Annotated in this window: 11 protein-coding genes; 8 read left to right on the top strand and 3 right to left on the bottom strand. The window is 63.5% G+C overall.

Annotated features, from left to right (window positions below):
- Nucleotides 1–23 precede the first annotated feature (23 nt).
- Nucleotides 24–1,514 carry a M16 family metallopeptidase gene (locus HU750_RS26800; RefSeq protein ID WP_186683359.1) on the bottom strand — a complete coding sequence of 497 codons (1,491 nt, stop codon included), beginning with the start codon at nucleotides 1,512–1,514 and terminating at the stop codon, nucleotides 24–26.
- A complete protein-coding gene (locus tag HU750_RS26795) occupies nucleotides 1,507–2,862 on the bottom strand; it encodes a M16 family metallopeptidase (protein WP_186683357.1) in 1,356 nt (451 codons plus the stop codon). Before HU750_RS26795 ends, HU750_RS26800 begins: the two co-directional genes overlap by 8 nt.
- Nucleotides 2,863–3,093: 231 nt before the next feature.
- Between HU750_RS26795 and ftsY the strand changes: the two genes are divergently transcribed.
- The 4 genes from ftsY to rpoH all read left to right on the top strand — a co-directional run bounded on the left by ftsY (nucleotide 3,094) and on the right by rpoH (nucleotide 7,281).
- A complete protein-coding gene (gene ftsY / locus HU750_RS26790; protein ID WP_186683355.1) occupies nucleotides 3,094–4,626 on the top strand; it encodes a signal recognition particle-docking protein FtsY in 1,533 nt (510 codons plus the stop codon).
- The gene (ftsE, locus tag HU750_RS26785; RefSeq protein WP_027592328.1) at nucleotides 4,623–5,294 is read left to right on the top strand and encodes a cell division ATP-binding protein FtsE; all 672 of its coding nucleotides are present in this window, start codon (nucleotides 4,623–4,625) and stop codon (nucleotides 5,292–5,294) included. The genes ftsY and ftsE overlap by 4 nt, the downstream gene beginning before the upstream one ends.
- The gene (ftsX, locus tag HU750_RS26780; RefSeq protein ID WP_085272240.1) at nucleotides 5,291–6,313 is read left to right on the top strand and encodes a permease-like cell division protein FtsX; all 1,023 of its coding nucleotides are present in this window, start codon (nucleotides 5,291–5,293) and stop codon (nucleotides 6,311–6,313) included. Before ftsE ends, ftsX begins: the two co-directional genes overlap by 4 nt.
- 113 nt (nucleotides 6,314–6,426) lie before the next feature.
- Complete coding sequence (rpoH, locus tag HU750_RS26775; protein ID WP_023378197.1) at nucleotides 6,427–7,281, top strand: RNA polymerase sigma factor RpoH; 855 nt, start codon at nucleotides 6,427–6,429, stop codon at nucleotides 7,279–7,281.
- A 171-nt stretch (nucleotides 7,282–7,452) separates the two neighbouring features.
- On the opposite strand, the gene mtgA is transcribed toward rpoH, so the two are convergent.
- Nucleotides 7,453–8,163, bottom strand: coding sequence for a monofunctional biosynthetic peptidoglycan transglycosylase (mtgA, locus tag HU750_RS26770; protein ID WP_027592330.1), 711 nt, complete (start codon nucleotides 8,161–8,163; stop codon nucleotides 7,453–7,455).
- A gap of 64 nt (nucleotides 8,164–8,227) precedes the next feature.
- Here mtgA and HU750_RS26765 point away from each other — a divergent pair, with 64 nt between their 5' ends.
- The 4 genes from HU750_RS26765 (at nucleotide 8,228) to trmB (ending at nucleotide 10,483) form a co-directional block, all read left to right on the top strand.
- Nucleotides 8,228–8,599, top strand: coding sequence for a DUF423 domain-containing protein (locus HU750_RS26765; protein WP_027592331.1), 372 nt, complete (start codon nucleotides 8,228–8,230; stop codon nucleotides 8,597–8,599).
- A 102-nt stretch (nucleotides 8,600–8,701) separates the two neighbouring features.
- The gene (thiS, locus tag HU750_RS26760; protein ID WP_033693942.1) at nucleotides 8,702–8,902 is read left to right on the top strand and encodes a sulfur carrier protein ThiS; all 201 of its coding nucleotides are present in this window, start codon (nucleotides 8,702–8,704) and stop codon (nucleotides 8,900–8,902) included.
- A 54-nt stretch (nucleotides 8,903–8,956) separates the two neighbouring features.
- Nucleotides 8,957–9,751: a thiazole synthase gene (locus tag HU750_RS26755; protein ID WP_027592333.1), complete on the top strand. Its 795-nt coding sequence runs from the start codon at nucleotides 8,957–8,959 to the stop codon at nucleotides 9,749–9,751.
- Nucleotides 9,752–9,760: 9 nt separating this feature from the next.
- Nucleotides 9,761–10,483, top strand: a complete 723-nt coding sequence (gene trmB / locus HU750_RS26750) for a tRNA (guanosine(46)-N7)-methyltransferase TrmB (RefSeq protein ID WP_027592334.1) — start codon at nucleotides 9,761–9,763, stop codon at nucleotides 10,481–10,483.
- Nucleotides 10,484–10,843 lie beyond the last annotated feature (360 nt).

The raw sequence follows: 10,843 nt of genomic DNA, 5'->3' as shown, positions 1-10,843 counted from the left end.
GGCGGGAGGGGTGGATCTTGGCATTAGTGCTCCGGTACGCCGAGCGGTTGCTCGGAAGGCTTGTCAGTGGGGGCTGGCAGCGGTTTTTGCGGCACCTTGGGGCCCGCGGTGACGATCACCAGTTTATCGGCTGACAGGTGTTTGTTCATGGCGGCCTTGACCTGCTCGACGGTGAGCGCCTGGGACTGCTGCATGAAGTCCTCCAGCCAGGTCAGCGGCAGGTTGTAGAAGCCAATGGCCCCCAGTTGGCCGACGATACTGGCGTTGCTGGCATTGGACAGCGGGAAGCTGCCGGCCAGCTCGCGCTTGGCATCGTCCAGCTCTTGCTGGGTCGGGCCGCTCTTGAGGTAATCGGCCAGGATGTCCTGGACCAGCTTGAGGGTGCCTTCGCTGAGTTCTGCGCGGGTTTGCAGGTTGATCATGAACGGGCCACGTACCTGCATCGGGCTGAACACCGAGTAGACGCCGTAAGTGAGCCCGCGTTTTTCACGCACTTCGCTCATCAGGCGGGTGCCAAACGCACCACCGCCGAGGATCTGGTTACCCAGCGACAGGGCCGGCCAGTCCGGGTCCTGGCGGTCGATACCCAGCTCGGCCAGCATCAGGTGGGTCTGCTTGGACGGGAAGTCGATGTGGGTCAGGCCCGCCTTGGGGTCGGTCGGTTGGGCCGGTGCAGCCAGCGCCGGGCCTTTCGGCAGGCCGGCGGATACCTGGGCGGCAATGGCTTCGGCTTCGGTGCGGCTGAGGTCGCCGACCAGGGCGATGACCGCGTTGCCGGCCGAGTAGGCCTTGGCGTGGAAGGCGCGCAACTGTGCCAGGGTGATGCCGTTGATGCTCTCGGCGCTGCCGTCGCTCGGGTGGGCGTACGGGTGGTCGCCGTACAGCTTGCCGAACAGGGCCTTGCCCGCGAGCTTGCCGGGGTTCTGCTTGTCGTATTCGAAGCCGGCCAGCATCTGGTTCTTGATGCGCTTGAGGGCGTCCTCGGGGAAGGTCGGCTTGCCTGCCACTTCAGCGAACAGCTTAAGCGCCGGTTCGCGCTTGTCCTTGGTGCTCAGGCTGCGCAGCGATGCCACGGCCATGTCGCGGTACGAGCCGTTGCCGAAGTCTGCGCCCAGGCCCTCGAAGCCTTCGGCAATAGCGGTCACGTCCTTGCCGGCCACGCCCTCGTTGAGCATGGCGTTGGTCAAGGCGGCCAGGCCTGGCGTGCCGCCGTCCTGGCTGCTACCGGCGGCGAAGGTGACGCGCAGGTCGAACATCGGCAGTTCGCGGGCTTCGACGAACAGTACCCGGGCGCCTTCGGCGGTGTTCCAGTGCTGGATGTTCAGTTGACGTCGGCTGGGGGCCTTGCCGTCCAGTTCGGCCAGCGACTGCAGGGTATTGGCCGGGCGGGCCGCGGTGCTGTCAGCCTTGGCCGCGTTGTCGGCCAGGGCCGGGGCCGTCAGTACCGCCGCCAGCGCCAGGGCGCGGATGCCCGTCGCCAGCAGGGTGTGGCGTGGTGCGCTGCGATCACTCATGAGCGGACTCCTCGGGCAATACATGGGCAACGCTCAGGCGTTCGCGGGTGAAATAGGTGCGCGCAGCGTTCTGGATGTCTTGCGGGGTCACGCGCTTGAGCTCGTCCAGTTCGCTGTCGATCAGCTTCCAAGACAGGCCCACGGTCTCCAGCTGGCCGATGGTGGTGGCCTGGCTGCTGATGGAGTCGCGGTCGTAGACCAGGCCGGCGATCACCTGGGCGCGCACGCGTTCGAGTTCTTCGGCGCTGGGTGGGGTGGTCTTGAGTTCTTCCAGCAACTGCCAGATGCCCTTTTCCACGTCTTCCATGGTTTTTTGCTTTTGCACGTTCGGCGTGGCCGAGATCAGGAACAGGCTGTCGCCACGGGTGAAGGCGTTGTAGCTGGACGACGCACCGGCCACCAGCTCCTGGCCACGCTCCAGGCGGGCTGGCATCCGTGCGCTGTAGCCGCCATCGAGCAGGGCCGAGATCAGGCGCAGGGCATGCACCGTGCGCGGGTCCTTGGCGGTCGGCAGGCCAGGTACGTTGAAGCCGTAGATCAGGCTCGGCAACTGGGTGCGCACGTGTAAGGTCAACTGGCGTTGGCCGGGTTCGGCCAGCTCAAGCGGCAGCTTGGCGGGCGGCACCGCACGCTTGGGAATGCCGGCGAAGTACTTTTGCGCCAGGCCCTTGACCTCATCGACGGTGACATCGCCGACCACCACCAGGGTGGCATTGTTGGGCGCATACCAGGATTCGTACCAATGGCGCAGCTCTTCGACCTTCATGCGGTCGAGGTCGGCCATCCAGCCAATGGTCGGGGTGTGGTAGCCACTGGCCGGGTAGGCCATCGCGCGGAACAGCTCGAACGCCTTGGCATTGGGCTGATCGTCGGTGCGCAGGCGGCGCTCCTCTTTGATCACTTCTATTTCGCGGCTGAACTCGTCGGCGGGCAGGCGCAGGCTGGCCAGGCGATCGGCCTCCAGCTCAAGGGCCACCGGCAGGCGGTCGCGGGCCAGCACCTGGTAATAGGCCGTGTAGTCGTCGCTGGTGAAGGCGTTCTCTTCCGCACCCAGGTCGCGCAGGATGCGCGAGGCCTCGCCGGGGCCGACTTTGGCGCTACCCTTGAACATCATGTGTTCAAGGGCGTGGGACAGGCCGGTCTGGCCCGGGGTCTCGTAGCTGGAGCCCACCTTGTACCAGATCTGCGAGACCACCACCGGCGCGCGGTGATCTTCGCGCACGACCACCTTGAGGCCGTTGTCGAGGATGAATTCGTGGGTCGGTTGCACATCGGCGGCGAAGGCCGCGAGCGGCAGGCAGAGCGTGCCGAGCAACAGGCCAGCGGCGCGGCGGGCTAGAGCATTCATACGGTGTTTAACCTGTTCGGCGGCCCGCAGGGTTTAGCGTCGGCGGGCCAGGAGGTGCTAGGATACTGATCCGGTTGCCTGGCGACCATGCCTGTCGCCGTTCTGGCCCACAGGACACTAAGACAAAACGTTGCGCATGAACCAGCCGGCTTCAAGATAGTCTGTTCTGCGTATAGAGAATTCCCGATGCGTCATTGCTGGCGCATCGCTACCCTGAGATAGCCGTCCTCCATGTTTGGTTCCAACGACGACAAAAAAGCGCCGGCCGAGTCTGGCGAAAAGAAAGGCCTGTTCAGCTGGTTTCGCAAGAAGCCGCAGCAACCTGTCGCCGAACAGCCGCAAACACCCGAGCCACAGGCTGAAGAGCCGGTAGCAGCGCAGCCTGCCGTCGAGCAGCCTGCTGTGGCGCCGGCCGAACCGGTGGCCGCACAAGCCCCTGTTGCGCCCGAGCCGCCTCAACCTGTGCCGGCCCTGGCTGACCCTGAGCCTTCTCAGCCTGCCCAGCCCCCTGTGGCGGCGAGCATGCCCGCGAACGCGCAAGCCAGTGCGCCGCAGGTCGAACGCCCAGCGCCGGTGGTGACTGCCCCCGAAGCCCCGGTAATTCGTGCCGTCGAGCCGCCTGTCAGCAATCTGGTATTGCCCGTTGCCGAAGAGCCTGTGGCCCTGGTGCCGGACCTTGAGCCCACGGCCCCGCCTGCAATTCCTGAGCGCCCAGTGGTCGAGCCTGCCGCGCCGGTGGTTGCCGAACCCGCCCCGGTCGCGGCTCCAGCTCCAGCTCCCGCTCCGGTCGACCCCGAGCCCGTTGCCGCGCCGGTCGCCACTGAACAGTCCAAACCCGGCTTCTTCGCCCGCCTCAAACAGGGCCTGTCCAAGACCAGCGCCAGTATCGGCGAAGGCATGGCCAGCCTGTTCCTGGGCAAGAAAGTCATCGATGACGACCTGCTCGACGAGATCGAGACCCGCCTGCTGACCGCCGACGTTGGCGTGGAAGCGACTTCGGCCATCGTCCAGAACCTGACCCAGAAGGTCGCCCGCAAGCAGTTGGCCGATGCCGATGCGCTGTACAAGTCGCTGCAGGAAGAACTGGCCGCGCTGCTGCGTCCGGTCGAGCAGCCGTTGAAGATCCAGGCGCAAAACAAGCCCTACGTGATCCTGGTGGTCGGCGTGAACGGCGCCGGCAAGACCACCACCATTGGCAAGCTGGCCAAGAAGCTGCAGTTGGAAGGCAAGAAGGTCATGCTGGCTGCGGGCGACACCTTCCGCGCCGCGGCGGTCGAGCAGTTGCAGGTTTGGGGTGAGCGTAACCAGATCCCGGTAATCGCCCAGCACACCGGTGCCGACTCGGCCTCGGTGATCTTCGACGCCGTGCAGGCCGCCAAGGCCCGTGGCGTCGACGTGCTGATCGCTGATACCGCCGGCCGTCTGCACACCAAAGACAACCTGATGGAAGAGCTGAAGAAGGTGCGCCGAGTGATCGGCAAACTCGACGCCGAGGCGCCGCACGAGGTGCTGCTGGTGCTCGACGCCGGCACCGGCCAGAACGCCATCAGCCAGGCCAAGTACTTCAACCAGAGCGTCGAACTGACCGGCCTGGCCTTGACCAAGCTGGACGGCACCGCCAAAGGCGGCGTTATCTTCGCCCTGGCCAAGCAGTTCAGCATTCCGATCCGTTTCATCGGTGTGGGTGAAGGTATCGACGACCTGCGCACCTTCGAAGCCGAGCCGTTCGTCAAAGCGCTGTTCGCCGAGCGAGAGCATCCATGATCCGATTCGAACAGGTTGCCAAGCGCTATCCCAATGGCCATGTAGGCTTGCATGAGCTGAGTTTCCGGGCGCGCCGGGGCGAATTCCTGTTCGTCACCGGGCACTCGGGTGCCGGTAAGAGCACCCTGCTGCGCCTGCTGCTGGCCATGGAGCGCCCGACCAGCGGCAAGCTGCTGCTGGCAGGGCAGGACCTGGGCCAGATCAGCAATGCGCAGATCCCGTTCCTGCGCCGGCAGATCGGTGTGGTGTTCCAGAACCACCAGTTGCTGTTCGACCGCACGGTGTTCAACAACATCGCCTTGCCGCTGCAGATCCTCGGCCTGTCCAAGGCCGAGATCACCAAACGCGTCGACTCGGCCTTGGAGCGTGTCTCGCTGGCCGACAAAGGCGAACTGTTCCCGGCCGATTTGTCCACGGGGCAGCAACAACGGGTCGGTATCGCACGTGCCATCGTCCATCAGCCGGCCCTGTTGCTGGCCGACGAACCCACCGGCAACCTTGACCCGCGCCTGGCCGCAGAGATCATGGGCGTGTTCGAAGACATCAACCGCCTGGGCACCACGGTATTGATCGCCAGCCACGACCTGGCATTGATCGCGCGCATGCGGCATCGCATGCTGACCCTGCAGCGCGGCCGTTTGATCGGCGATGGGGAGGCCGGGCAATGAGCACTACACGTACGCCGAAGGTTTCCGAACGGGTTGCGCCGAAACCCGCCGACCCGCAACCGGCGAAGAAAAAACGCGACGACGATGACGGCCCAGATTTCCGCACACTGCTGCACGCCTGGCTGGAAAGCCATCGCGCGAGCATGGCCGACAGCTTGCGTCGCCTCGGCAAGCAGCCGATCGGCAGCTTCTTCACCTGCCTGGTAATGGCAGTGGCGTTGAGCATGCCCATGGGCCTGTCGTTGCTGCTGAAGAACGTCGAAAAGCTCGGCGGCTCCTGGCAGCGCGCCGCGCAGATTTCGCTGTACCTCAAGCTCGACGCTGGCAGCAAGGAAGGTGAAGCGCTGCGCGACGAGATCAAGCACATGCCCGGGGTGGCCGACGCGCTGTATGTCAGCCGCGACCAAGCGCTGGAAGAGTTCCAGCAGCAGTCCGGCCTGGGTGAGGCGTTGCGCGAGCTCCCCGAGAACCCGCTGCCTGGCGTGGTGGTGGTGACCCCGACCGAGGTCGACAAGCCAGCACTTGAAGCCTTGCGTCAGCGCCTGTCGGAGCTGCCAAAGGTCGAAGTGGCACAGCTGGACCTGGTCTGGGTCGAGCGCCTGGCGGCAATCCTGAAGCTGGGCGATCGCTTTGTCTTCGGCCTGGCTGTCATGCTGATTTCTGCGCTGCTGTTAGTAATCGGTAACACAATTCGTCTACATATTGAAAACCGCCGTACCGAGATCGAAGTGATCAAGCTGGTCGGCGGCACCGATAGCTATGTACGCCGGCCGTTCCTGTACATGGGCGCCTTGTATGGCCTGGGCGCGGGGCTGTTGGCCTGGGGCATCCTGGCATTCGGCCTGAACTGGCTGAACCAGGCGGTCGTCGGGCTCTCCGGGCTGTATGGCAGTGACTTCGCCCTGGGTGGGGTGCCGGCGTCCGATGGTCTGTCGCTCTTGATCGGAGCGGTACTGTTGGGGTATATCGGTGCATGGATCGCGGTCGCTCGCCATTTGAACGAGCTGGCGCCACGATAGTTTTTCCCGTGCCAGCATTGACTTTATTACCGTTTTGGGAACTTGTTTACCGGTTTCCGGTCAATGTTGGCAGTGCCCACAAGGCGCGAGTCTAGTAAGTCGGAGGTTCTTGAATGACCACATCGTTGCAACCTGCCTATGCCCTGGTGCCCGGTGCAAACCTGGAAGCCTATGTGCACACGGTCAACAGCATCCCGCTGCTGACGGTCGAGCAGGAGCGTGATCTGGCCGAGCGTCTCTATTACGAGCAGGATCTTGAGGCCGCTCGGCAAATGGTGATGGCCCACCTGCGTTTCGTCGTACATATCGCCCGTAGCTATGCAGGCTACGGCCTGGCCCAGGCTGACCTGATCCAGGAAGGCAACGTCGGCCTGATGAAGGCCGTCAAACGCTTCAACCCAGAGATGGGCGTGCGCCTGGTGTCCTTTGCCGTGCACTGGATCAAGGCCGAAATCCACGAATTCATCCTGCGCAACTGGCGCATCGTCAAGGTGGCGACCACCAAGGCCCAGCGCAAACTGTTCTTCAATCTGCGCAGCCAGAAGAAGCGCCTGGCCTGGCTGAACAACGATGAAGTTCATCGCGTGGCAGAGAGCCTGGGCGTCGAACCGCGTGAAGTGCGCGAGATGGAAAGCCGCCTGAGTGGTCAGGACATGGCCTTTGACCCAGCGGCGGAAGCCGATGATGACAGCGCGTTCCAGTCGCCTGCGCATTACCTGGAAGACCACCGCTACGACCCTGCCGTACAGCTTGAGGATGCCGACTGGAGCGACAACTCCACCAGCAACCTGCATGAAGCGCTGCAAGGCCTGGACGAGCGCAGCCGTGACATTCTCTACCAGCGCTGGTTGGCGGAAGAGAAGGCGACGTTGCATGAGTTGGCGGACAAGTACAGCGTGTCGGCTGAGCGTATTCGTCAGCTGGAAAAGAATGCGATGAACAAGGTCAAGGCGTTGATCACGGTGTGATTCACGCCTGGCTGTACCAAAAAGCCGCTGGCCTGAAGAGGGTTGGCGGCTTTTTTGTTTGTGTTGGCTTTGCGGGCCCTTTCGCAGCACAAGGCTGCTCCTACAGCTATAGCGCCGGACCTGTAGGCGCAGCCTTGTGCTGCGAAGGAGCCCGCAAAGCCCGTCGATGATTCAAAGCCTGCGCGAAGCATCCAGCTGCATCAGGTAGCTAGGCCCACCCAACTGGCTCATCTGCCGCCGAATCCACCCGGCCCGACTGGCCACATAGGCGCTGGGGCGGCTGGCGCTCCACTTGATCGGGCTGGGCAATACCGCAGCCAGTTGCGCGGCCTGTTGCCGATTGAGCCGGCTGGCGTCGACCCCGAAGTGGTAGCGCGCCGCCGCCTGGGCGCCAAACACGCCATTGCCCCATTCGGCGCTGTTCAGGTAGACCTCGAGGATGCGCTCCTTCGACCAGAACAGCTCGATCAGCGCCGTGAACCAGGCTTCCAGGCCCTTGCGGAACCAACTGCGGCCCGACCACAGGAACAGGTTCTTGGCCACCTGCTGGGTCAGCGTGCTGGCCCCGCGAATGTTGCCGCCGCGTTCGTTGTAGGCCAGCGCTGCCTGAATGGCCGGGATGTCAAAACCCCAATGGGTGGCGAACTTCTGGTCTTCACCGGCAATGACCGCGACCTTGAGCTCATCGGAGATGTTCTCCCACGGTTCCCAGTCGCGCTGCAGGTCAATGGGCTCGCCATTCAGCCAGGACTCGACCTTGCGCTCGGCCATCAACGCCGTGCCGGGGGGCGGCACCCAGCGAAACACCAGCACCAATACGATACTGCCGGCAGCGAACCAGAGCAGGGCGCGAGTGAGGCGGCGGATAAGGGATGGCAGCATGTCGATGGCTTGGCCGGGCGGGTGGAACGGGCCATTATACAGACCCGATACAAGGAGTCGTCCCATGCTTCGCAGCTTCCTCATGCTTGCCGCCTTTTTCGGCTTTACCGGTGTGGCCCTGGGCGCTTTCGCCGCGCATGGGCTGAAAAACCGCCTGACGCCAGACTACCTGGCCATCTTCCACACCGGCGTGACCTACCAGTTGGTGCATGCCTTGGCGATTTTCGGTGTTGCCGTGCTGGCAGCGCATTTGCCGGGGCGCCTGGTGGGCTGGGCCGGCGGTCTGTTCGCGCTGGGTATCCTGCTGTTCTCCGGTAGCCTGTACCTGCTGACCCTGACAGGCGTGAGCAAGCTCGGCATCATCACGCCCTTTGGCGGCCTGTGCTTCCTCGCAGGGTGGCTGTGCCTGGGCCTGGCAGCCTGGCGGCTGGGCTGACCGAGTGGTCCACAATCGCGACTAATGGCGTGCACCGGCCTTGGGTAAACGGGGTGTTCGGCGCTAGAATGCGTGCCCCAAAGCACAATGGTGGCCGTGCGCATGCGCATTCAACTGAACGGTGAACCTTACGAACTGCCCGCTGGCGAAAGCGTCGCGGCCCTGCTGACGCGCCTGGACCTCACCGGGCGCCGGGTAGCAGTGGAACTCAACCTGGATATCGTGCCGCGTAGCCAGCACGACAGCACTGCGCTGAACGAAGGCGACCAGGTTGAAGTGGTCCACGCCATCGGCGGCGGCTGATAGCGGCTCGGCGGTTCACACGCAAGCCCAGTAACCTTTTCCCGAGGAACAACGATGAGCAACGTTCGTAGCGACAAGCCCTTTACCCTGGCCGGGCGCACTTTCCAGTCGCGCCTGCTGGTCGGCACCGGCAAATACCGTGACATGGAAGAAACCCGCCTGGCCATCGAGGCCTCGGGTGCCGAGATCGTCACCGTCGCTGTGCGCCGTACCAACATCGGTCAGAACCCGGGCGAGCCGAACCTGCTCGATGTGCTGCCACCCGACCGTTACACCATCCTGCCGAACACTGCGGGCTGCTACGACGCTGTCGAAGCCGTGCGCACTTGCCGCCTGGCCCGTGAACTGCTGGATGGCCACAACCTGGTCAAGCTGGAAGTGCTGGCCGACCAGAAAACCTTGTTCCCCAACGTGATCGAAACCCTCAAGGCCGCCGAAGTGTTGGTCAAGGACGGTTTCGACGTGATGGTCTACACCAGCGACGACCCGATCATCGCCCGTCAGCTGGCCGAAGCGGGCTGTATTGCGGTCATGCCACTGGCTGGCCTGATCGGTACCGGCCTGGGCATCTGCAACCCCTACAACCTGCAGATCATCCTCGAAGAATCCAAGGTGCCGGTGCTGGTCGATGCCGGCGTGGGTACTGCCTCCGACGCCACCATCGCCATGGAGATGGGCTGCGAGGCGGTGCTGATGAACTCGGCCATCGCCCATGCCCAGCAACCGGTGTTGATGGCTGAAGCCATGAAGCACGCCATCGTGGCAGGTCGCCTGGCCTACCTGGCCGGCCGCATGCCGAAGAAACTCTATGCCAGCGCCTCTTCGCCGCTGGATGGTCTGATCAAGTAAGAGCTCCTGATGACTGAATCGCAAGAAACGCCGATCACCGCCGAAGGCGAAGAGCGCCCACACCGCCGTATCAAGAGTTTCGTGATGCGCGCCGGGCGCATGACCGAAGGTCAGCAACGCGGCCTGGACCAGGGTGGCCCCCTGTTCATCCTGCCCCTGGCCGACAGCCCGGTGGACTACGACCAGGTGTTCGGCCGTTCGGCGCCGCGCACCCTGGAGATCGGTTTCGGCATGGGCCACTCCCTGCTGGAGATGGCCGCTGCCGCGCCTGAGCAGGATTTCATCGGTGTCGAAGTGCACCGTCCGGGCGTTGGCGCGCTGCTCAATGGCGTACTGACCCAAGGGCTGAAGAACCTGCGGGTGTATGACTGCGATGCCATCGAAGTGCTCAATCGCTGCGTGGCCGATAACAGCCTCGACCGTTTGATGCTGTTCTTCCCAGACCCTTGGCACAAAGCGCGCCATCACAAGCGCCGCATCGTGCAGCTGGAATTCGCAGAGCTGGTACGCCGCAAGCTCAAGCCGGGTGGCGTGTTCCACATGGCGACCGACTGGGAACCGTATGCCGAGTACATGCTGGAAGTGATGAGCGCTGCGCCCGGTTACCGTAACCAGGCGGCGGATGGCGCGTATGTGCCACGTCCCCAAGAGCGGCCGATCACCAAGTTCGAGCGCCGTGGTGAGCGCTTGGGGCATGGGGTTTGGGATTTGAAGTTCGAGAAGGTGGATTGATTGGGCGCTTGAGCCTTTCGAGCTCAGCCTGCTGAAATGACAGACAAAAAAAACCGCCTGAGAAGGGCGGTTTTTTTATTGAAGCGATCAGACTGAGGATCCTTCGCTTCGGGCTTTCACTGAAAGACCCCGTACTCATCCGGATCTTGTTTGTACTCAAGACCGCGAGGGATTCTGTGGGAGCGGGTTTACCCGCGAAGAATGCGACGCGGTATATGGCACGGGCTTCGCCCGTGTTCGCGGGTAAACTGAACTGGCCTAATGATCCCGGACACCTCTTAAGGGCGATATGATTCGCCCATTCAGGAGGTTCCATGCAAGAGCGTAAGACCTATACCCGCGAGTTCAAGCAACGTGCTG

Source organism: Pseudomonas sp. SWRI50 (genome assembly GCF_014269095.1).
Lineage (GTDB): Bacteria > Pseudomonadota > Gammaproteobacteria > Pseudomonadales > Pseudomonadaceae > Aquipseudomonas > Aquipseudomonas kermanshahensis.
The sequence above is the reverse complement of the archived record's forward strand: the minus strand, read 5'-3'. Positions and strand labels throughout refer to the sequence as shown.